The sequence below is a fragment of the Nocardia amikacinitolerans NBRC 108937 genome (assembly GCF_001612615.1).
In the GTDB taxonomy this organism is placed as follows: Bacteria; Actinomycetota; Actinomycetes; order Mycobacteriales; family Mycobacteriaceae; genus Nocardia; species Nocardia amikacinitolerans.
The window spans coordinates 26,246-48,354 of record NZ_BDAU01000015.1 but is presented as its reverse complement, the minus strand read 5'-3'; the positions used below and the strand labels follow the sequence as shown (position 1 = coordinate 48,354).

Below are 22,109 nucleotides of genomic sequence, written 5' to 3'. Positions count from 1 at the left end.
CGAATGCGGAGTGTGCCCACAGCGCGCACGGCCGGAGTGAACGCGGAGATCTACTTCCAGTACGCCTGCGACTTGATCGCGGTCTTCGGCAGATTGTGGGTCTGCTTCAGCGTCTTGACGATCGAGCGCGTGGTGTGGCCATCGCACGCCACCCACGCGAAAGCGTCCGCCGGGCAGGAGATCTCCTGCGACTGCTCGCGCAGCAGCCGACCGTCGTCGACGCGCTGCAACCAGGTGACCTGGTGGTGCGGCTTGTTGCGCACGGGCAGCGTCTGGTCGGATTCGTACTGCCATTCCAGCCACACCCGGGCCGGAACGTCGCCGATCGCGTCGAGCAGCGAGTTGATCGCGGGCAGCGAGGCGGTGTCGCCGAACATCAGATATTCGCTCGGCGCTGTTTCGGGGAGTTCGAAATTGGAGCCGAGCACCGTCGCGTCCAGCACGTCGCCGACCGCCGCGTTGATGGCCCAGCGCGCGGCGGGGCCGTCGTGCACGGCGAACTCGATGGCGAACTTGTCACCCTCGGGATCGGGGTCGACCAGCGTGTAGCCGCGGTGGTGCCGCTTCTCGGTCTCGAGGTCCGGGATCCACAGGCGGATCCACTGGGTCGGGTGCACCGGGTGGTCGGCGAGCAGGCCGCCCGCGTTGAAGCCCAGTCGAATGTACTTGTCGGTGACGTATTCCGTCGCGGTGACGGTGAGCCGGTAGTCCTGACCGCCCCACGCTTTCACAATGACGCCGTTGAAACCTCTGCCCATGAGGTGAGGTTAGCCTAAGCTGAGTTGAATGTCACGGCTCCGGCGAAACGGCATCGGCCCCCGCCGAAGCGGGGGCCGAATCGCGCAAGAGTCCGCTCAGCAGCCCTGGCCGACGAAGTTGCCGATGGTGCAGACGGATTCGCGGCTCAGCTTCCAGGTGCCGTCGATCTGCTTCCAGGTCAGGTCGAAGGTCCACGGCTCGTAGCCCTCGGTGGCGGTGTACAGCACGGCCGAAAGGGTGTCGCCGTTGACGGTCACCGGGCCGGTGATGTCCCAGCGCCAGCTCGGCGGGGCGATGGCGATCAGCGTGGCCGCGGTGTCGAAGACACCGAGGCCCGCGGCGCCGGTCTCCAGCTCGGCGGCACGCGCGGCGCGCGGCGCACCCGCGTTGAACAGCAGCGCCATCTTCGCCCGCAGTTCGCCGGTGCTCGGCGCCTTGGTCTGCAGCGGAGCGGTGATCGGCGCGGCCTCGGCGATCGCGGCGGTGGTGACGGTGCCGAACGCGCCGACCAGGGTGGCGGCGGCAAAGGCCACCGTGCCCAGCTTCTTTCGGGTGCTGATCATGAAAGTACTTCCCATCGTTCTCGTGCCGGAGTGCTTTCCCCGCTGTGGGGATCGACACTGCGGTTCACTGTAAGGTAAGCCTATGCAAACATGAAGGCGGGGGCTCGTCGATGTGGGCGCGAACACGGATACGCGCGATGTGAGAGTGGGAGAACCGGTGGAAACACTTGTGGTGATCGGCGCGGGTCCGAAGGCGATGGCCGTCGCCGCCAAGGCGCACGTGCTGCGCGAACTGGGGCTGCCCGCACCGCGGGTCGTCGTGGTGGAAGCGCAGACGGTGGGCGGCAATTGGCTGCCGAGCGGCGGCTGGACCGACGGCCAGCACCGGCTCGGCACCAGCCCGGAGAAGGACGTGGGCTTCCCCTACCACTCCACCTGGGCGCGCGGCCACAACCGCGCGATCAACGAGGCCATGACGGCGTTCAGCTGGACCTCCTTCCTGGTGGACCAGGGCACCTACGCCGAGTGGATCGACCGTGGACGTCCCAGTCCGCAGCACCACGTCTGGGCCAAGTACCTCCAGTGGGTCGCCGCGCGAACCGATTTCGAGCTCGTCCTCGGCACCGTGCGCACCATCGCCGCCGCGGCCGACGGCTGGCTGATCACCGCGGTCGACGCCGACGGCATTCCGACCGAAATCGACGCCGACGCACTGATGATCACCGGTCCCGGCCGCAGCGAGAAGGCCCTCGCCAAGCACCCCAAGGTGCTCAGTGTCGCGGAATTCTGGGACCTCGCGGGCAAGCGCAAGCTGCCGGTCTCCTCGCGTGCCGCCGTGATCGGCGGCGGCGAGACGGCAGGTTCGGCGCTGGACGAGCTGGTCCGCCACGGCATGCTGTCCATCTCGGTGATCTCCCCGATGGCCACCATCTACACGCGCGGCGAAAGCTATTTCGAGAACTCGCTGTTCAGCGATCCGATCAAGTGGGGATCGCTCAGTACCGAAGAGCGCAGGGACGTCATTCGGCGCACCGATCGCGGCGTGTTCTCGGTGCGGGTGCAGGAAAGCCTGCTCGCCGACAACCGCGTGCACCACATGCAGGGCCGGGTCGTGCGGGTCGCCGACAATGGCGACGGCGTCGCGCTGACGCTGCGCAACGAGATGCGCCCCGACCAGATCCACAACTTCGATCTGGTGATCGACGCGACCGGCGGACAGCCGCTGTGGTTCCTGGAGATGTTCGACGCCAACGCCGCCGACCTGTTGGAGCTCGCGGTCGGCGGGCAGCTGACCCAGGCCAGGATCGAAGCGTCGATCGGCTACGACCTCGCCGTGCAGGGCCTGGACGCGAAGCTGTACCTGCCGAACCTCGCCGCGCTGGCGCAGGGACCCGGTTTCCCGAATCTCAGCTGCTTGGGCGAACTCTCGGATCGCGTGCTGCGCACCGAATCGGCGAAGGCCCGGTCCGCGGCGACGAGAAACCGGGACCGGGCCTTCGGCTGAGGTTCAGAGCCGGATCGCGGGCATGTCCGCCGCCGTGCGCGGCATGATGTGCAGCGCGATCCGGCGGTCCGGCCGCACGTCGAACTCGCCGAGTTCGACCCAGCCGTTCTTCAACAGCGCCTTGCGCATCGGTGCGTTGCGGTAGTCCGGATCGCAGATCAGACGCCTGCACGCCGGCTCGGCGGCGAACAGCGCGGCGGCGAGCCGGTCCATCCAACCCGACATGACGCCCCGGCCGATCAGGTTCGAATCCGCGGTGGCGATGTGGAATCCCATGTCGAGTGGGTCGGCGTCGTAGAGTCGGCCGTTCTCGTCTTTGGCCGCGCGGTAGATCTCCACGTAGGCGATATCGCGACGGCCGAGCTCGGGGCGATCGATCGCGGCGAAGTCGTAGCTGAGAATGCACGGCCGCGAATAGGTTCCGGCCAACTGCGCGAGGAAGTCGAGCCTGCGGCGGTCCGCGGGCCAGTCCTGTTCCCAGGTCTCCAGTAGGTGCGGCAGCGCCATCCACTTGGCGAGCATGTCCGGATCGCCGCCCTCCGGATCGGCCAGTCGTAGGCCGAACGGTTCGTCGAACTCGGGGACCACCGGGGCCGGTGCGCTGCGGACCTCCTCTGCGACATCGGTCAATTCGCGCTTGAGGACGTACGGCGTCCCGGTCTGGTTCATCGTGCTAGGGCTCCCGTTCGCTCGGCTGCACAGTCGCCGTAAGGTTACCCTAGGCTTACATCGGTAAGGTTACCCTATGCTAACGTCGCTGAGTTAGCGTTGCCCGGCCCGTCGCCAGTTCGACGGCGGCGTCGAGCGGCTAGCGCAGCGAAACCGTGATGCAGGAGCCGTTATGCCGAAAACCCTTGGGTGGATTCGCAAATTCCACAAGCCGAGCTCGGACTCGAGCCCGACGTTGCTGATGTTCCCGCACGCGGGCAGCGGCGCCTCCGCCTACCGCACCTTCTCCAAGGCGCTCAGCGAGAATTTCGACGTCGTGATCTTCCAATACCCGGGCCGCCAAGACCGGGCCGCCGAGCCGATGCCGGCGACTCTGCCCGAGGTGGCGGCGGGCGCGCTGAGCGCGTTCCTCGAGTCGGAATACCACCGCGGCGAGCCGGTTACCGCCTTCGGGCACAGCATGGGTTCGATGGTCGGGTTCGAATTCGTCCGCCAGGCCGAGGCCGCGGGCGTCGAGGTGAACCTGTTCGGCGCCTCGGGCGCGGTCGCGCCGTACCGCGTCGTCGACATGCCGCAACACCCGACCGAGGACGAGGCGCTGCTCGATCACCTCGCCGGGCTCAACGGCACCGGCGCGGATGTGCTCGGCAGCCGCGAGATCATGCGCATGACGCTGCCCGCACTCAAGGCCGACTACGCCGCCTTCGACCGCTACGTGTGCGGGCCCGAGGTCAAGCTGCGCGCCAGGCTGCACGTCATGGGCGGCTCCGACGACGAGCACGTCACCGCGCGGCACCTGCAGGAGTGGGCGACGCACAGCGAGCAGGACATCACCGTCACCCTTTTCGACGGCGGACATTTCTACCTGAACGACCACGTGGACGGCATCGCGGAATTGCTGACGTCCGAAGTTCTTTCCGCGAGATAGTTCGCGAATTCGCACGTTAGGTTTGGCATGGCACGCGCTGTTTCGGGGGAAGAAGATCACATTGTCATCGCCGGTATGGCGGTGGAGGCGCCGGGGGGCGTCGACAATCTGGACGATTTCTGGTCGGCACTCGCCGAATCACGAGAATTGATCGGTCCTTTCCCGCGCGACCGGGAATGGCCGCTGCGGGAAGTTTTCTCCCTGCAGCGCAACGAAGGCTGGGGCTCGGTTCCCGACGCCGGTGGATTCCTCACCGGGGCAACGGAATTCGATCCGCAATTCTTCGGCATCACGCCGCGCGAAGCGGTCGCCATGGATCCGCAGCAACGGGTCGCGCTGCGCGTGGCCTGGCGCGCGCTCGAGCACGCGGGCATCAACCCCGGCGCGCTGGCGGGTGACGAGGTGGGTTGCTTCATGGGCGCCTCGTTCATCGAATACGGTCCGCGCGCAGCGGAAGTCAACGAGTACACCGGGTACCGGGTCGTCGGCACCGCGCTCGGCGCGGTGGCCGGGCGCATCTCGCACGGTCTCGGTCTGGTCGGGCCGTCGGTCACCGTGGACACCGCGTGCGCGTCGTCGCTGACCGCGGTGCACCAAGCCGCCGCCGCGATCCGGAACGGCGAATGCGACTGGGCGCTGGCCGGCGGCGTGTGCGTGATGGGTTCGCCCGCCGCGTTCTACGAATTCGCCATCAACAACGCGCTGGCCGTGGACGGTCACCTGCGCGCCTACTCCGCGAACGCCACGGGGACCGTGTGGGGCGAGGGTGCGGGCGTCGTCGTGCTGGAACGCGAGTCGCGGGCGCGCGAGCTCGGCCACCGTGTGTACGCCAGGGTGCTCGCCACCAGGGTCAACCACAACGGCAAGGGCGCGCCGATCACCGTGCCAAGCGCGCAGGCGCAGGAAGCGCTGGTGCGCAAGACGATCGACGCGGCGGGCATCGACCCGAGTCTGGTCGGCCTCGTCGAGGGACACGGCACCGGAACACCGGTGGGCGACCCGCTCGAGCTCACCGCCCTGTGCAACACCTACGGCGCCGACGTCGAGCGCGGGCCTCGGCTCGGCTCGGTGAAGACCAATGTCGGCCACGCCCAAGCCGCCGCGGGCATGCTCGGGCTGATCAAGGTGCTGCTGTGCGGCGCCAACGGCCAGATCGCGCCGACACTGCACGCGGACGACCCCGCCACCGCGGTCGACTGGAGCGCGACCGGCCTTCGCCTGGCCACCGAGCTCGAGCCGTGGGACGCGCACGAGGGCTTCCGCTACGGCGCGGTCTCGTCGTTCGGCGTCGCGGGCACGAACGCGCACGCCATCCTGGCCATGCCGGTTCTGGAGGATATCGATGCCTGATTACCGTCTCCCGGACGGCGCCGTTCCGGTGCTGCTGTCCTCCGACACCGCCGACGGGCTGCGCGCCGAAGCCGCCGCCGTGCTCTCCTACCTGGAGCGCCACGAGCGCGTGACGCCGGATGCCGTGGCGGACATGCTGTTCCGCACCAGGATCGCGCGTCGCCGCCGAGCACTCGCGATGGTGCGCACCCGCGACGACCTGATCGACGCGCTGCGTGCCGTCGTCGCGGACGCGCCGCATTCCGCGGTGGTGAGCACCGTCGGCCTCGCCGCGCCACGGCGCGTCGGCTTCGTATTCCCCGGCCAGGGCAGCCAGCGGCCTGGCATGGGCCGCTCCTACTACGAGAACTCACCGGAGTACCGCGCGGAGGTCGACGCCTGCGTCGAGATCCACGAGCAGCGTTACGGTCACATCGCGCCGCTGCACTACCTGCTCGGCCACGAGGGCAAGTATCAGGACATCGTCTGGGAAGTGCAGCCCGCGTTGATGTTCCACATGGTCGGCCTCGCCGCGATGTGGCAGGCCTACGGTGTGCGCCCTGTCGCGACGATCGGCCACAGCCAGGGTGAGCTGGCCGCAGGCTGGATCTCGGGTGTGATGACGCGCCGCGACGCCGTGCTCGCCGTGACGCACCGGGCCAGGCTCGTCGACGACATCGTGCCGCCGGACTTGTACTCGATGGCCGTGCTCGGCATGGACCGCGAGTCGTGTGAGGCGTTGCTGGCCAGGCATTCCGGCTGGGCCGAGCTCTCTGTCGTGAACGCGCCGCACATCCTGGCCATCTCCGGCGACCAGGACACCATCACCGAGATGGTCGCGATGGCCAACGCCGCGGGGAAGTTCGCCAAGGAGATCAAGGTCTCTTACCCGGCGCACACTTCGTACCTGATCAAGATCAGGGAAGAGATGGAGTCGATGCTCGGCGACGAGATGAGCGCGCCGACCTTCTCGCCCACCGAGATCACCTGTTACGGCGCCACCTTGGGCGGACCGATCACCCCGGACATCACGCACCGGCAGTACTGGTACTGGAACCTGCGCAACCGCGTCCGCTTCGATCGCGCCGTCGTCGCGTCCACCGCCGAGGTCGACACCTTCATCGAGGTCGCCGAACACCCCACGCTGCAACTGGCGTTGCAGGAGAACTTGGCGACGGTGCCGGACGACCCGGCCACCGGCCCGCGCGACTTCCAGGTGCTCGGCACCTCGCGGCGCACCGCGGTCGGGCTGGAGGATTTCACGCGCAACCTCGCGACCCTCGCCGTGCACGACCTGAACTACGACTGGCAGAGCCTGAAAGTGGCAGGCTCCGCCGTCCGTCTTCCGCTGCCGAACTTCCCGCACACCCAGATGTCGCCGAAGCGGCTGTGGGCACACTACGGGTCCGCCGCCGAGACGGTGGCGGCGGCCGAAGTCGCGCCGGTTCGCTTGGTGGAGAACTGGACTCGGCTCTCGCGCCGCACGCTGACGCCGCCGCGCACGGTGACCGTCGTCGACCGCGATGGTCGCTGCGCCGACTTGGCCGCCGCGTTGCGCGAGCGCGCCGAACGGCACGGCGCGACGGTGACGATGTTCGACGGTTCGCCCGTCGAGCAGGCCGATACCGTCGTGGTGCTGGTGCCGCCGAGCGGTGCGCCGGACGAGGCCGCCGCGGTCGCCGAGTTCGCCGACTTCGCCACCGATCAGGGCTGGCTCGCGGCGCTCGGCCCGCGTGTCACCGAGTGCTGGCTGGTCACGGCGGGTGCGGAAGCCGTGGGGGAGAACGAGATTCCCGCACTTGCCGCCGCCGCGGCCGGTGCAGCGTTCCGCTGCGTCGCGCTGGAACGCATCGGCGTCACCTTCCGCCGCATCGACCTGCCCGCGGACTACCCGGCGCTGGAGCAGAAGCTGCCCGCCGACAAAATTCTGGAAGCCGTGCAACTCGCGGGTGAGCCCGAACTCGCGATGCGTGACGGCAAGCTGCACGCCAAGCGACTCGTCGTGGCCGAGCAGGCCCCGACTACCGCCGCTCCCGATCTGGACGAGGTGCTGATCCTCGGCGGCACCGGGCACGTCGGCCTGGAGTTCTGCGCGCAGTTCGTCCGCGACGGCGCGCGCCGGGTCACCCTGGTGAATCGCAGCGGCGAGACCGCAGCGCTGACCGAAAAACTCCGCGCCGTCCGCGCACTCGGCAACACCGAGATCGATGTATTGGCTTGCGACATCAGCGATCCCGCCACGGTCGCCGGACTGGCCGCCCGGCACGCGGAACGCCCGGTGAGCCTGCTCGCGCACGCGGCGGTCGACTACGTCTACTCCGCCGCGACGGACGCCGACGCCGCGGCCGTGGCACAGGCGGGCGCCGCCAAGGTGGTCGGCTTCGGCGAGGTGCTGCGCGCCCTGCCGACGACGCCAACAGCCACCGTGCTGCTGTGCTCGTCCTTCGCCGCCACCCTCGGCGGCTGGGGCCAGGCGCTCTACGCGGGCACCAACCGCATGCTCGACGCCATGGCCTTGCGGCTGCGCGCCGAGGGTCGCGCGTGCACGTCGGTGCAGTGGGGTCTGTGGGTGCTGCCCGCCGAGGCCGACGCGGCGGTCGAGGCCAGGATCGAGGGCTCCGGCCTGCTGCCGATGGCGGCCGCCGACGCGGTGGCGGCCGGACTGGCCGACACCTCCGCCAACAGCCTGGTGCTCGCGGCCGACTGGTCGAAGCTGCGCGCTGTCACCGAAACCGTGGGGCTCGCAGCGGTTTTCGCCCCGGCACTCGACGCGCTGGCCGAACAGGCTCCCGCGCCGACGCTCGCACCGGCTGCCGAGCCGGTGCGCGCCGAGACGACCGCTGCCCCGGTGATTTCCGTGCCGTCGGTCCCCGAAGCGGGCTTCGCCGAACGCATCCGCAGGGCGCTGGACCGCGTCATGCTCTCCGACGGCAGCGAGGCCATCGATGGCTCGGTCCCGCTCGTCTCGCTGGGCATGGACTCGCTGCAGGCGCTGGATCTGCGCAAACGGATCAAGGCCGAACTGAACCGCGACCTCCCCGTCGCCGCCATTCTCGGCGGCGCGTCCCTGGATGACGTCGTGTCGCTGATGTCCGAGAACAAAGGCTGAGGAGTCCGCTGGAATGTCGGAGACCACGCAGGCGCCCGAGCGCAAGGCGGCGCCGCCGCAGATCGAGGACGTGCTCGCCCTCAGCCCGTTGCAGGAGGGCCTGTTCTCGCTCGCCAAGCTGGCCGGTGACGACGACCTGTACAACATGCAGTTCGTGATCGAGGTCGCGGGCCCGGTCGATGCGGAGCTGCTACGCCGCAGCGTCGAGGCGATCCTGCGCAGGCACGCCAACCTGCGCGCCGCGTTCTGGGACCGCGACGTGCCCAAGCCGGTGCAGATCGTGCCCAGCTCGGTGGAGCTGCCGTGGTTCGAAAGGGCGGCCGACGAACGGGAACTCGAAGCGATCGTGGCCTCCGAGGCCCGCCACGGCTTCGACCTGTCCCGTGGTCCTGCGCTGCGCGTCGCGATGGTCGCCCTGCCCGACGGGTCGCACCGGATGATCGTGACCGCCCACCACATTCTGATGGACGGCTGGTCGCTCGGCGTGTTCTTCCGCGAGCTGTTCGCGGTCTACGAGGCGGGCGGCTCGGCGGCCGCGCTGCCCGCGCCGCGCCCCTACCGCGACTACATCGGCTGGCTGGCCGCCCGCGACAACGACGCCACCCTGCGCGAATGGGCCGACTACCTCGCCGACGTCGACCCGCTGATTCTCGCCGACCGCGCCGACGCGGCGGTGAACACGATCGTGCCGACCATCCACAAGGTGGTCCTCGACGGCGCCGACACCGACCGGGTGCAGCGCTGGGCCCGCGCGAACGGGCTGACCATGAACACGGTCGTCCAGTTCGCGTGGGCGATCGTGCTCGGCAGGCTGACCGACCGCGGCGACATCGTCTTCGGCACCACCGTCTCCGGCAGGCCGGACGAGCTGGCCGGTGTCGAGACCATGATCGGCCTGTTCATCAACACCATCCCGATGCGCATCCGGCTCGACGAGCTGGCCGCCGCGGGCGGGGTTGCGCAAGGCTGCGCCCAGTTGCAGCGCGCGTCGGCGACCATGCGCGACAACGGATATCTGAGCCTGTCCGCGATCCAGCGGGCCACCGGGCGCGGCGCGCTGTTCGACACGCTCTTCGTGTACGAGAACGCGCCGGTCGCCGACGTGCTCCAGGCGATAACCACCGCGGACGGCACCACGTTCCGGCCGACCGCGTCGGAGAGCCTGACCCACTACCCGCTCGCGGTCGTGTCGTATCTGCTCAACGGCGAACTGGCCGTGGTGGTGGAGGCCGTCGAAGCGGTGCTCGGCGAGATCTCGCCCGCCGACCTGGGCGCGCGCCTGGTGGAGGTGCTGCGCCAGCTGCCCGATATCGGTGACGCGGGACAGGATTCGCTCGACGTGCTGCTGCTGGGGGAGCGGCCGCAACCGCCCGCGTCGCCCGCCACCGACGTGCTCGGCGTGACGGTGCCGGAGCTGTTCGCCCGCCAGGTGGCCGCGACGCCGGACGCGTTGGCGTTGAGCACCGAGGGCGAGCGCTACACCTATCGGGAGCTCTCCGACGCCGCGCTGCGCCTGGCCGGTGGTCTGGCGGCGCGCGGTATCGGCTCGGAAGATGTTGTCGCTCTTGCTATGCCGCGTTCGGCCGAGTCCATCGTGGCGATTCTCGGTGTGCTCGCCGCGGGCGCGGCGTATGTGCCGGTCGACATCACGCTGCCCGCCGCGCGTATCGAATCGATTGTGCGTCAGTCGAATCCGCGCCTGATCCTGGTGGACGGCGCTGGTGTGCCCGCGCTCGACGAGATCGAGTCGCTGCCGCCCGTCGAGGCGTTCGGCGCGGTCGTGACCGACTCCGCGGCGCTCACGGCGCCCGTGCCCGGGCATCCGGAACAGTGCGCGTACCTCATCTTCACCTCCGGATCGACCGGAGAACCCAAGGGCGTCATGGGCACCCACGCCGCACTGGCCTCCTACTTCGCCGACCACCGCGACCGGGTGTACCGGCCCGCGACGGCTCGGCTCGGCAGGCCGCTGCGCATCGCACACGCCTGGTCGTTGAGCTTCGACGCGTCCTGGCAGCCGATGATCGGCCTGCTCGACGGCCAGTCGATCCACCTGTTCGACGCCGAGGAGATGCGCGACGCGCAGCGTCTGGTCGGCGGAATCGGCAGGCACGGCATCGACATGATCGACACAACGCCGTCGATGTTCGCCCAGCTGGCCGCCGCGGGCCTGGTGCACGAACGCGGTTCGGACCTCGCGGTCCTCGCCCTCGGCGGCGAGGCCATCGGCGTACCGCTGTGGAAACAGCTGTGCGCCTTGCCGAATACCGCCGTGCACAACTGCTACGGACCCACGGAGACCACGGTCGAAGCGGTGGTCGCGTCCGTCTCCGACCCGAAGGCGACGCCGACCATCGGCTCGCCCACCACCGGAATGACGGGTTACGTCTTCGATTCGCGGTTGCGTCCGACGCCGCACGGTGTCATCGGCGAGCTCTACCTCTCCGGTGCCCAGCTGGCGCGCGGCTACGCGGGTAAGCCGGGCATCACCGCCGAACGGTTCGTCGCGGACCCGTTCCGGCCGGGCCAGCGCATGTACCGCACCGGAGACCTGGTGCGGCGCTTGTCCTCCGGCGATTTCGCCTATCTCGGCCGCGCCGACGACCAGGTGAAGATCCGCGGCTACCGCATCGAGATCGGCGACATCGAGGCCGCGCTGCACGCGTTGCCCGGCGTCCGCGAGGCCGCTGTCCTGGTGCTGCGCCGCCCGAGCGGACCGGTCCTCGTCGGCTTCGCGGTGGGCGCGGAACTCGAATCCGCCCTGCTCCGAGCCGAACTCGCCGATCGGCTGCCCGGCTACATGGTCCCGCACCGCATCCTGACCGTCGACGGCCTGCCGGTGACCAGCAACGGCAAGCTCGACGCGCGGCAGCTCGAGGCGCTGGCGACCGCGGCGCTGGACAGCGCGGCGGTGAGCACCGCGCCGACCACCGACACCGAACGCACGCTGTGCGCGACCGTCGCCGGACTCACCGGCGGCGCGGAGCCCGGTATCGATGAGCATCTGGTCGAGCTGGGTCTGGACAGCATCGTCGCCATCTCGCTGGTGAACGCGTTGCGCCGCAAGGGCATCGCGACGAGCCCGCGCGCGGTGCTGACCGCGGGATCGATCCGCGAACTCGCGGCGGCCATCGACGCGGGCGCGGGCTCCGAAAGGGCCGGTGCTGTCGCCGAATACGGCTCGGTGGGTCAGGTGCCGATCCTGTCGTGGATGCACGAGCACGGCAACTACCGCAGGCTGGCGCTGAACACCCTGCTGGAGCTGCCCGCCGACGTGAACGGCCCGCGCCTGGAAGCGGTCCTCCAGTCTCTGCTGGACGGTCACGACATGCTGCGCGCCCGCTTCGTCGAGACCGCGGCGGGCTACGACGTCGTCACCCGCGAGCCGGGCGCTGTGCGCGCCGCGGACATCCTGACGAAAATCGAAGCGGGCCCGAACTTCCCGACGGAACTCGGCGCCCACGCCCAAGCGGTCGCCGACGAGATCGACCCGCTCACCGGTGATCTGGTGCGCGCGGTCTGGTTCACCCGCGCCGACGGCCCCGGCCTGCTGCTGCTCAACATCCACCACCTCGCGGTGGACCCGGTCTCCTGGCACATCATCTGCGCGGACCTGGCCGCGGCTTGGGAACAGCTGTCGGAGGGCACGCCGGAACTCGCTTCGCCGGTGGAGTACACGTCCTACCGCACCTGGGCCGAGCGGACCCGCGCCCGTGCGGGCAGCGCGGAGGTCGCGGCGCAGCGCGACTACTGGGTCGCGCAGACGACCGCGCCGGACCCGGTGCTTGCGGCCAGGCGGCCGGACCCGAGCACCGACACCTGGTCCTCCTACCGGGTGCAGCCACTGTTCACCGCGCCCGAGACGACCGCCGCGGTTCTCGACGGACTCACCGGCGAACTCGGCGTACGCGAGTTCCTGCTCGCCGCGTTGACCGCAACCTTGGTCACTTGGCGCCGGGAACGCGGCGAAGACGCCAGCGGCGGCGCGTACCTTGCGATGGAGGGCCACGGCCGCGAGGACCAAGTGCTCGGCGACGATATCGACACCGCGCAGACGGTCGGCTGGTTCACCAGCGTCTTCCCCGCGCGCTTCGGCGCGGGCGCGGACGCGGTGGATGTGGCTGCCGCCGAGCAGGATCCGGCCGCGGCGCGGGCGCTTCTCGCCTCGGTCGCCGCGACGCTCGCCGCGGTGCCGAACAACGGCGTCGACTACGGCGTGCTGCGCTATCTCCAGGCCGATGCCGAACTCGCCGCGGCACCCGAGCCGCAGGTGCTGTTCGACTACCTCGGTCGGATGGATCTGGCCGTCACCCGCAAGCCGTGGTCGCCGGTCCACGAGGTCGAGCTGTTCACCCAGTTGCCGACCGCACCCGAACCCGATTTCCCGCTCCGGTACGCCATGGACGTCATCGCGGGCGTGCAGCCCACCGACGCCGGGCCGCAGCTGGTCACCCTCCTGCGGTGGAGCGACGCGCTGTTCACCGCCGCCGAGGTGGCGCGGCTCGCCGAGATCTGGCACGCCGCCGTCGCGGCGCTGGCCCGCGCCATCGCGCCCGTCGCCGTCGGCGGACCGCCCGCGACGCCCGCGTGAACCCGGAACCCCAAGACCGTCAGCCGAATCGAAGGACCACCATGTCAGACGACATTCTCGAGCGTCGTAAGCAGTTGCTACAGCGCCGATTGCGCGAAAACGCCGTGAAGGCGGCCGCGCCGGAGCCGGTGCGCACCCGGGTCAGCGGCGAGCCCAGCCCGCTGTCGGAGGCTCAGCGGCGCATGTGGTTCGTGCAGCGTCTCGATCCGGCCGACACCACACTGAACGTCTGCGTCGCCTACCGGCTGACCGGGGCGCTGGACGCCGAGCGGCTGCGCGCGGCCTGCGCCACCGTTCTGGCCCGGCACGAGGTGCTGCGCACCACCTACAGCGTGGACGCGGACGGCGAGCCGTTCCAGGTGTCCCGCGACGACGCCGAATTGCCCTGGCAGGAGCACGATCTCAGCGCGCTCCCGGAGGCGAGCAGGAACCTGCGGGTCGAGGTGCTCGCCCGCCGCGAGTTCGCGCGCCCCTTCGATCTGACCACCGACCTGCCCTTGCGCGCGACCCTGGCCCGCACCGCGGCCGACGAGCACGTGCTGATCCTCGTCGTGCACCACGTGGGCTGGGACGATGATTCGTGGCCGGTGTTCTTCGCCGAGGTCAACGCCGCCTACCGCGGCGCGGACCTGCCGGAACTGCGCGCCCAGTACGTCGACGTGGAGGTCGGCGCGGACAGCGGCTCGGACGCGGATCTGGCCTGGTGGCGCGAGAACCTGACGCCGCTGCCCGAACGCCTCGAACTGCCGAGCAAGGCGGTGGTCGGCACCCCGTCGAAGAATGCCGACAAGCGGACGCGGCCGCTGTCGGCGGAGCTGATGGCCCGCGTCACCGATCTCGCCCGCGAGCACTCGGCGACGCCGTTCACGGTGCTGCTCGCCGCGTTCGAAGCGCTGATCCACCGGTACACCGCCGCAACGGATTTCCTCGTCTCGGTTCCGGTCGTCAACCGGCGCGCGGGCGCGGAAGGCCTCATCGGCTACTTCGGCAACGCCGTGCTCGTCCGCGCGGACCTGGACAGCTCCGCCGATTTCGCCGCACTGCTGGAGCAGACCCGCACCGCGTGCGTCGGCGCGTTCGGCCACCAGGGCGTCGGCATCGACCGCGTGGTCCGCGAGGTCGGCCCGGAGCGCGTCGCCGGTCGCGACGCGATGGCGCAGCTGGTGCAGCTCAGCTTCAGTGTGCGCGGCGAGGCCAACGGCTTCGACCTCGCGGGCGTCGAATCCGCCGAACTGCCGCTGGGCAGCGGCGTGGCCCAAGAGGAACTGGGCCTGATGGTGGTGCTCGACAGCGCCGGTGCGCGGGTCGAGGCGACCTACCTGGTCGACGCGCTGGACGAGCACCTGGTCACCCAATTCCTCGACCACTACGTGCAATTGCTCGACAGCGCACTGCGCGACCCCCGGCTTCGCCTGCGCGACATCGACATTCTCGGCGACACCGACCGCGCCGAACTGCTCGCCGCCTCGCACGGCCCGCTCGTCGAGACGCCCGCGACCACCCTGGTCGCCGTGCTCGAGGAGCGCGTCGCGGCGGCGCCCGACCATGTCGCGGTGGCGTCCGACGACGTCGAGCTGACCTTCGACGCGCTGAACCGGCGCGCGAACCGGTTGGCGCACTGGCTGATCGCGTTCGGCGTCGGGGCCGAGGACATCGTCGCGCTGCGCATGGCGACCTCCGTCGAGTTCATCGTCGCGTCCATCGCGGTGCTCAAGGCGGGTGCGGCCTACCTGCCGATCGACCCGGCCTATCCGGCCGAGCGCATCGAGTACCTGCTCTCGGATGCCGAGCCCGCGCTCGTGCTCGACGCCGACGCGCTGGCCGCCGCCGAGGGCAAGGCCGCCGATCGCCCCGAGACCGACCCGTCCGACGCCGATCGCCGCGCGCCGCTGCGCCCGTCGAACACCGCCTACGTCATCTACACCTCGGGCTCCACGGGCAAGCCCAAGGGCGTGCCGGTGCCGCACGACGCCATCGCCGAGCACCTGGCCTGCTTCAACGCCGAATGGGACCTGACGCCGCAGGATCGGGTGTTGCAGTCCACCTCGGTGAGCTTCGACGCCTCGCTGATGGACATCTTCGTCACGCTCGCGGCGGGCGCGCGAGTCGTGGTGCCAAAGCCCAACGCCTACCGCGACATTCCGTACGTCGCGGATCTCGTTACCCGCCACGGCATTTCGGTGCTGCACATGGTGCCGTCGATGCTGGCGACCTTCCTCGTGCTTCCCGAGGTCAACGACTGGCGCACACTACGCCACGTGCCCGTCGGCGGCGAGGCGCTGCCCGGCGAGGTCGCCGACCGGTTCGCCACCCAGTTCGACGCGGAGCTGCGCAACCACTACGGCCCGACCGAGGCCGTGGTCTGCTCGACCCACATGCCGGTCGACGGCCCGCAGGGCACCGGCATCGTGCCGATCGGCGTTCCGAACCAGAACGTGTACCTCTACCTGCTGGACGAGGCGCTGCAACTGGTGCCCAACGGCGTCGTCGGCGAGATCTACCTCGGCGGCCGCCAGCTGGCGCGCGGTTACCTGCACCGACCCGGTCTGAGCGCGGAGCGTTTCGTCGCCGACCCCTTCCTGCCCGGCGAAAGGCTCTACCGCACCGGTGATCTCGCGCGGCGCAACGCGCACGGCGAGATCGAGTTCGTCGGCCGTGCCGACGAGCAGGTCAAGGTGCGCGGGCACCGCATCGAGCTCGGCGAGGTCGAGGCCACCGTCACCGATCACCCCGGCGTCGCGCACTGCGTCGTTATCGTCACCGAGCACGAGTCGCTCGGCCCGATCCTGGCCGGATACGTGGTGCCCAAGCCGGGCGTCGAGCTGGACCTGGATGTGGTGCGCGCGTTCGTCGGCGCCCGTCTGCCGGAGTACATGGTGCCCGCGGCGCTCACCGTCATCGACGAGGTGCCGCTGACCGCGCACGGCAAGCTGGACAAGCGCGCGCTGCCGAAGCCCGAGCTCGCGGTGGCGCGCAGTTGCCGGGAACCGAAGACGCCCACCGAGATTCGCGTCGCCGCGCTGTACGCCACCCTGTTCGACCGGGACCGCATCGGCGCCGACGACTCGTTTTTCGAACTCGGCGGCCACTCGCTGCTCGCGGCCCGCCTGATCACCATGATCCGCGCCGAGTTCGGCATCGAGATCGACATGCGCGTGCCGTTCGACAAGCCGACCGTCGCCGGGCTCGCGGCGCACCTGGTCGCCTCGTTCCTCGACGAATTCGGTATCGACCTGGACGAACTCGGCGAGGCCGAGGCGTCGGACGCCGACCAGGCCGTCGCCGAGGCGCGCGGCTCGCGGCCGGAACTGGTGCGCAGGGAGCGGCCCGAGCACATCCCGCTGTCGTACTCGCAGCGCGCGTACTGGTTGCAGCGGCGCATGGAGGGTTCGATCGACGGCGAGAACGTCACCTATCCGATCCGGTTCGACGGACCGATCGACCGCGCCGCGCTGTTCGCCGCGATCGACGACGTGGTGGCCAGGCACGAGTCGCTGCGCACCACGTTCCCCGAGCACGAGGGCACGCCGTACCAGCTCGTGCATCCCATCGCGCACGTCGAGGTCCCTGTCCTGGACCTGAACGGTGACGAGGCGAAGCTCGACGAGGAACTCACCACCGACGCCGACTACGTATTCGACCTCCAAGCCGAGCCGCTGCTGCGACTGCGGCTGCTCGTGCTGGACGAGCGGACCACCGTGCTGTCGATCCTGATGCACCACATCATCGCCGACCGCAGGTCCTGCCAGATCTTCGTCGACGATCTCACCGCGGCCTACCGCGCCCGCGTGCGCGGCGCCGCCCCCGAGTGGTCCGAATTGCCGATCCAGTTCGCCGATTTCGCGATGTGGCAGCGGGAGATGTTCGACCGAGGACCCGATCGTGAGGTCAGCGCTGCCGGTCAGGCGCAGCTGGACTACTGGCGAGAGGCGCTCGCCGGGCTGCCGGACGAGATCGCTGTCGGACACCACCGCCCGCGCCCACAGGTGCTGGGCCGCAACGGTATCGGCACCGCGCGCACCGTACCCGCCGCGATCTGGGAGAAGGCGAGGGCACGGGCCGAGGAGGCCGGTGCCACCGAGTTCATGCTGTGCCAGGCCGTCAGCGCGGTGGTGCTGAACGCGCTCGGCGCGGGCGACGATCTGGCCATCGGCGCCGCGGTCGCCAACCGCATCGGCGAGGCGACCGACGACCTGATCGGCCTGTTCGCCAACGTCGTCGTGCTGCGCAACGACGTCTCGGGTGACCCGACTCCTCGGGTCGTCCTTGACCGGGTGCGTGATTCGGCGCTGGACGCGATCAGCAAGCAGGGTGTGCCCTTCGAGCGACTCGTGGAGACCATCAACCCGGCGCGCTCGCTGGCCCGCAACCCGCTGTTCCAGGTGATGATGCACTTCCGGCACCGGCAGGCGCCGGTCGCGTTCAGCGAGGACGGCGCGACGACGCTGAAGGGCATCGCCAAGTTCTACGACGTGTCGTTCATGGACTTCCATTTCGACTACACCGTGGACATCACCGGCGACCTGATCGCGCGCGTCGTGGTCAACCCCGACCTGTACGAGGCCGCGACCGGCGATATCTTCGCCGATGTGCTGGCCAAGGTGTTCGAGGCCTTCGCCGAGCAGCCGGACCGGGCGCTCACCGAGCTGGACGTGCTGCCCGCCGAATGGGACAGGGCCAGGTCGGTCGTGCACATGACGCCCGCGTCCGCGCGGCCTGCCGGCGGCGAAAGCGAAGCGCCGCAGACCGATACCGAGCGCACCCTGATCGCCATCCTGGAGGAACTGCTGGAGATCACCGACGTCGGCCGCGACGACGGCTTCTTCGGGCTCGGCGGCGACAGCGTCATCGCCATCCAATGGGCGGCCCGCGCGGGCGAAGCGGGCTTGCCGCTGACCCCGCAGCTGGTGTTCGAGTACTTCACCATCGCCGAACTGGCCGCCGCGGTGGACGAGGCCGCGGCGAACCCGCCCGCCGAGAACGAGGACGAGCACCGGCACGAGGCGATGTCGGTCTCCGGTCTCGATCAGGACGCCCTCGCCGCGCTCCAGAGCTCCTGGGCGGCGCAGAACTGACGCGCACCGGTCGGCCGGTCTTCGATCGGCCGACCGGGTGCCCGCGATCGCCGGTTGGCGCGCCTCGGACCGGGCTGTACGGTCGGTGGCGATGACCTCGACCTCCACCTCGATCCTCGTTCCGATCCTCGTGGTCACGACCGCGATCATCGGCGCACGGTGGGTTCTGCTCCGCGGCAGCATGATCGATCGGCTGCTCAATCGCGCGTTGACCTGGAGCGTCGGCGGTGTGTTCGCGTACGGCGGTGCGGTATGGCTGGGGTTCGCCGACTTCGCGCCGCTGATGTTCATCACCAGCGGGTTGCTCGCGATGGCCAACGTCTACGCGCTGGCCCGGTTGCTCGACAGCGGCGACACCGAGAACGCGCCGCGCAGGCTGCGGACTTACCACGTGGTCGCCGTGGCGGTATCCAGCGCCGCGTTCGTCGCGGTGTCGCCGATCGGCAGCGCGCTGTCCATCGATCGGATCGTCGATTGGTCCGCGGTGCTCTGGGTTGGATCCGACGTCATGATCGCGATATCCGTGGTGTTGATAGCCAAGGCGTGCCTGCGCGAGCTGCGCGGTTTCGTCGGCACCGTGCGGGAAAGACTGACTTACACCAGTCTGCTGCTGCTCGCCTGTACCTCCGGTGTACTGACCGTCGTCGCGGTGATCGACATCGTCGCGGGCAGGCCGCCCGCCGAGCCGCGTGCGGGAGGCGGTGTCGGGGCTTTCGTCTGTCTGCTCCTCTACGCCGTACTCCTGGCGGTGCCGCTGGTCATCGTGGTCCTCGAACGACTGGGGTTGGACAGGGCCGGTCGCGACTGCCGCCGGTTGCGTCCGATGTGGCTCGACCTCACGACCGCGGTGCCGGGCGTGGTCCTGGATCGCGAACTCCCGCAGGCGGATTCGATCGCGCGGCGTTACCGCATGATGGTCGAGATCTCGGACGCGCTGCTGCACCTCAGAAAGCTGGATCGCGAGTCGCCGCCGAACGCCACCGACGAGCACGGGGCGCCCGCCCGAAACACCGCCGCGATGACGCGGGCGTTCTCCGATACCGGTATGGGCGAAGGGCAGCGTGCCGGGGAACTCCGAATGCTGCTCGAGCTGGCCCGCGAATGGCCTGTCCTCCGCGCGGATATCGTCCGGTCGTCCGCACGGTGAACGGGCGTCGGCTCGACAGGGGCGTCCCGCCGATGCCCCGTACGACGGGGCTCCCGGCGTGAGCGGCGCGGCGCCGATGTGGCTGATGGTGCCGGTGTTCCTGATACAGGCAACGGTCACCATCGGCCGCTGGCTGTTGGTGAACGACACGCGCGCGGACGAACTCATCAATCGGGCGTCGAGTTTCAGTGCGGTGTGCGTGTTCTCGGCGCTGGTCGACACCGATCTCGGCGCCGACGGCTACCCGAGCAAGGTCTTCCTGGTCTGCGGCGCGTTGGCCTTGTCCAGTGTGTACGGATTGGCCGAGCTGTTCGATGGCGCCGATCCGGCGGCGGTGCGCCGCAGGCAGTGGGCCTACGACGGGCTCGCGGTGAGCGGTGCGGTGCCGCTGTTGCTCGGCGACGGTCTGGCCGCGCCCGTGACGTGGTGGCGGACCTTGCTCTGGATCGCGATCTTCCAACTGCCGATGGCGGCGGCCGGGGTGCGCACCGTGCGGGCGTGTCTACGCGAAATGCCGCGCACCCGTTCGTATCTGGAGCGGATCGCCTACTCTGCGCTGCTGGTGACCGCCGCCTACTGGTGCGCCGCAGCGCTTTTCGCCGCCGCGACGTCGGTGCTCGATGGTGTCGCCTACCCGACCAGGTGGACCGTGACCTCGTGTCTTGTCTACCTGTTCGTCGCCATACTCACGGCCATTCCGCTGGTCCGGGCCTTCGGTGCGCGCAGCGGACTGGACCGCACCGGGCGGGAACTACGCACCTTGCACCCGCTCTGGCGGGACCTCACGACCGCCGTCCCGGAAGTCGTGTTGCGCCCTGCGGCGGGACAGAGCGCCGAACCGGACTCGCGGCTCTATCGCATGGTCGTCGAGACCAGGGACGCGCTCCGACATCTGCGGATGTACATGCCGGGCAGTGATTCCGGTGAGTTCGGCATCGCGGCCTACGCGCGCCGGATCGCGCAAGCCGTCGACGCCAAGGCGGCCGGGGCTGTGCCGTCCGTGGAACGGGCGGCGCGGGAGAACGCCTACGCGGGCCAGGATTTGGCCGCCGAACTCGGCCACCTGCTCGAACTGGCCAGGGCCTGGCCCGGCGTGGTCAGCGAGCCCGCGCGGGCGAACCGACGATGATGCTGCCGACGTTGCATTCCTCGAGCTCGTTCACGCCCGCGGCGGAGACGAACGCCCCGGTGTCGCTGAAGCCCTGCGCGCACGCGCCGAGACCCATCGCGGTGGCCGCGAGATACACCGTCTGCATGAGCACGCCGACGTGCTTGAGGATGCTGGCGTAGGCGACCTGCTCGTAGGTCCACATGACCCGCCCGGAGCGCGCGGCCATCGCCAGTACCAGCTGCGGTTCGCCGCCGTCGACCAGCGTGGCCGAGGTGGAGCGGATCAGCTTCTGCACGGCGGGCGAGTCGGCGGGAGCGACGGGACGCAGCACGTGATCGAACGAATCGTAGTGGTACATCCCGGGTTCCAGGCCCGCGACGTTGCGCACGATCGGGTACAGCTCCAGCTCGTACACGCTGCCCCCCGACGGATACGGGCGCGAGGTGAGCTCCTCGCCCTCCGCGACCTGGCGGACCGAGCGGGTGCGTGCGGTGCGGTAGAGCAGTTCGGCCAGCTGGTCGATCGTCATCGGCGCCGCGTCGTCGAAATCGCGGCAGGAGACCCGGTCTTCGAGCACGTCGGTGAGGCTGGGGTCGGCGATGCGCAGCTTGTCCAGGTCGGGTTTGGCGAGCGGGACGGGAGTGCCGGGGTAGTTCGGCTTGCGCGCGGGCGGCTGCGGGAAGGACGGCTTGCCCCACTTGGTCGGACCGAAGTGCTCCCAGGTGATGGTGCGCGGGCCGAGCGTACTGCGGCGGTGGAACCACAGGTCCGGCGCGCTCCAGCTGCGGGTGGTGAACTCGCGCTCTTCTGCCATCGGATCGGCCACCAGGAAACCGCACCAGTGCAGGTCGTCGGCGAGCTGGGACTTGATCGCGACGGGCAGCGTGGAATCGGCCGCGCCGGGACCGTCCAGCAGGGCGAGCAGACGCGGGTCGTGGATGCGCAGATCGCACCAGGCCAGCGGATGCTCCAGCACGAAGCCCTCCGAATCGCGATGCAGCACCGCGAATTTCGACAGGGTCGCCGACCACGGCAGCGCTGTCTTCGGCCGGGCAGGCGGGTTCGCGAAGGGCCGGATCGTGTAGAGATCCCGGCCGCCGTCGCGCACCGTGACCGACAACCAGCCGCCGTCGGTCAGCCGCTCGACCAGCTCGCCGACATCGGCGCCGCCGCCGTCACCCGTCATCTCACCGAGCGTGGACGGGCCCTGGTTCAGCGTCTTCAGCGCGTGCACCTGGGCCGCGCCGAGGTTGGTGAGCTTCTGGTTGTTGGGCGGATTCAGCAACACCGCGCCCGTTGGCACGGTGACGCAGGTGACGCCGTCGCGCAGGGCGAACCGGGTCTGGTCGGGATACGTGACGGCGGACACCGGGAGACTCCTCTT

The 22,109-nt window shown here is 69.9% G+C and carries 12 protein-coding genes; 8 read left to right on the top strand and 4 right to left on the bottom strand.

What is annotated here, in order from left to right; all coding sequences use genetic code 11:
* Nucleotides 1-50: 50 nt before the first annotated feature.
* Both NAM01S_RS14700 and NAM01S_RS14695 read right to left on the bottom strand, forming a co-directional pair.
* Complete coding sequence (locus tag NAM01S_RS14700) at nt 51-758, bottom strand: siderophore-interacting protein (RefSeq protein WP_067785277.1); 708 nt, start codon at nt 756-758, stop codon at nt 51-53.
* Nucleotides 759-854: 96 nt separating this feature from the next.
* Nucleotides 855-1,322, bottom strand: a complete 468-nt coding sequence (locus tag NAM01S_RS14695) for an MTB12 C-terminal domain-containing protein (RefSeq protein ID WP_067785275.1) — start codon at nt 1,320-1,322, stop codon at nt 855-857.
* A 157-nt stretch (nt 1,323-1,479) separates the two neighbouring features.
* Between NAM01S_RS14695 and NAM01S_RS14690 the strand changes: the two genes are divergently transcribed.
* Nucleotides 1,480-2,766, top strand: a complete 1,287-nt coding sequence (locus NAM01S_RS14690) for a SidA/IucD/PvdA family monooxygenase (RefSeq protein ID WP_067785283.1) — start codon at nt 1,480-1,482, stop codon at nt 2,764-2,766.
* 3 nt (nt 2,767-2,769) lie between these two features.
* On the opposite strand, the gene NAM01S_RS14685 is transcribed toward NAM01S_RS14690, so the two are convergent.
* Nucleotides 2,770-3,435: a GNAT family N-acetyltransferase gene (locus tag NAM01S_RS14685; RefSeq protein ID WP_067785273.1), complete on the bottom strand. Its 666-nt coding sequence runs from the start codon at nt 3,433-3,435 to the stop codon at nt 2,770-2,772.
* A 172-nt stretch (nt 3,436-3,607) separates the two neighbouring features.
* Here NAM01S_RS14685 and NAM01S_RS14680 point away from each other — a divergent pair, with 172 nt between their 5' ends.
* The 7 genes from NAM01S_RS14680 (at nt 3,608) to NAM01S_RS14650 (ending at nt 20,743) form a co-directional block, all read left to right on the top strand.
* On the top strand, nt 3,608-4,363 hold the full coding sequence (locus NAM01S_RS14680; RefSeq protein WP_067785271.1) for a thioesterase II family protein: 756 nt from the start codon (nt 3,608-3,610) through the stop codon (nt 4,361-4,363).
* A gap of 27 nt (nt 4,364-4,390) precedes the next feature.
* Complete coding sequence (locus tag NAM01S_RS14675; RefSeq protein WP_067785269.1) at nt 4,391-5,713, top strand: beta-ketoacyl [acyl carrier protein] synthase domain-containing protein; 1,323 nt, start codon at nt 4,391-4,393, stop codon at nt 5,711-5,713.
* On the top strand, nt 5,706-8,801 hold the full coding sequence (gene nbtC / locus NAM01S_RS14670) for a nocobactin polyketide synthase NbtC (RefSeq protein ID WP_084482941.1): 3,096 nt from the start codon (nt 5,706-5,708) through the stop codon (nt 8,799-8,801). The genes NAM01S_RS14675 and nbtC overlap by 8 nt, the downstream gene beginning before the upstream one ends.
* 13 nt (nt 8,802-8,814) lie before the next feature.
* Nucleotides 8,815-13,392 carry a non-ribosomal peptide synthetase gene (locus NAM01S_RS14665; protein WP_067785264.1) on the top strand — a complete coding sequence of 1,526 codons (4,578 nt, stop codon included), beginning with the start codon at nt 8,815-8,817 and terminating at the stop codon, nt 13,390-13,392.
* Nucleotides 13,393-13,433: 41 nt separating this feature from the next.
* Nucleotides 13,434-18,467: a non-ribosomal peptide synthetase gene (locus NAM01S_RS14660; protein WP_067785261.1), complete on the top strand. Its 5,034-nt coding sequence runs from the start codon at nt 13,434-13,436 to the stop codon at nt 18,465-18,467.
* Between the two features lie 91 nt (nt 18,468-18,558).
* Nucleotides 18,559-19,614 carry a DUF6545 domain-containing protein gene (locus tag NAM01S_RS14655; RefSeq protein WP_157107746.1) on the top strand — a complete coding sequence of 352 codons (1,056 nt, stop codon included), beginning with the start codon at nt 18,559-18,561 and terminating at the stop codon, nt 19,612-19,614.
* Between the two features lie 58 nt (nt 19,615-19,672).
* The gene (locus tag NAM01S_RS14650; protein ID WP_067785255.1) at nt 19,673-20,743 is read left to right on the top strand and encodes an MAB_1171c family putative transporter; all 1,071 of its coding nucleotides are present in this window, start codon (nt 19,673-19,675) and stop codon (nt 20,741-20,743) included.
* On the opposite strand, the gene NAM01S_RS14645 is transcribed toward NAM01S_RS14650, so the two are convergent.
* Nucleotides 20,712-22,094 (bottom strand): SagB family peptide dehydrogenase, encoded by a 1,383-nt coding sequence (locus tag NAM01S_RS14645; RefSeq protein WP_067785252.1) that lies wholly within the window; start codon nt 22,092-22,094, stop codon nt 20,712-20,714. The genes NAM01S_RS14650 and NAM01S_RS14645 overlap by 32 nt on opposite strands.
* Nucleotides 22,095-22,109 lie beyond the last annotated feature (15 nt).

Excerpts from the sequence above, each read along its gene's own strand:
- NAM01S_RS14655 (WP_157107746.1), top strand. The coding sequence starts at position 18,559 with ATGACCTCGACCTCCACCTCGATCCTCGTTCCGATCCTCGTGGTCACG.
- NAM01S_RS14680 (WP_067785271.1), top strand. The coding sequence starts at position 3,608 with ATGCCGAAAACCCTTGGGTGGATTCGCAAATTCCACAAGCCGAGCTCG.
- NAM01S_RS14695 (WP_067785275.1), bottom strand. The coding sequence starts at position 1,322 with ATGATCAGCACCCGAAAGAAGCTGGGCACGGTGGCCTTTGCCGCCGCC.
- nbtC (WP_084482941.1), top strand. The coding sequence starts at position 5,706 with ATGCCTGATTACCGTCTCCCGGACGGCGCCGTTCCGGTGCTGCTGTCC.
- NAM01S_RS14665 (WP_067785264.1), top strand. The coding sequence starts at position 8,815 with ATGTCGGAGACCACGCAGGCGCCCGAGCGCAAGGCGGCGCCGCCGCAG.
- NAM01S_RS14685 (WP_067785273.1), bottom strand. The coding sequence starts at position 3,435 with ATGAACCAGACCGGGACGCCGTACGTCCTCAAGCGCGAATTGACCGAT.
- NAM01S_RS14660 (WP_067785261.1), top strand. The coding sequence starts at position 13,434 with ATGTCAGACGACATTCTCGAGCGTCGTAAGCAGTTGCTACAGCGCCGA.
- NAM01S_RS14700 (WP_067785277.1), bottom strand. The coding sequence starts at position 758 with ATGGGCAGAGGTTTCAACGGCGTCATTGTGAAAGCGTGGGGCGGTCAG.
- NAM01S_RS14675 (WP_067785269.1), top strand. The coding sequence starts at position 4,391 with ATGGCACGCGCTGTTTCGGGGGAAGAAGATCACATTGTCATCGCCGGT.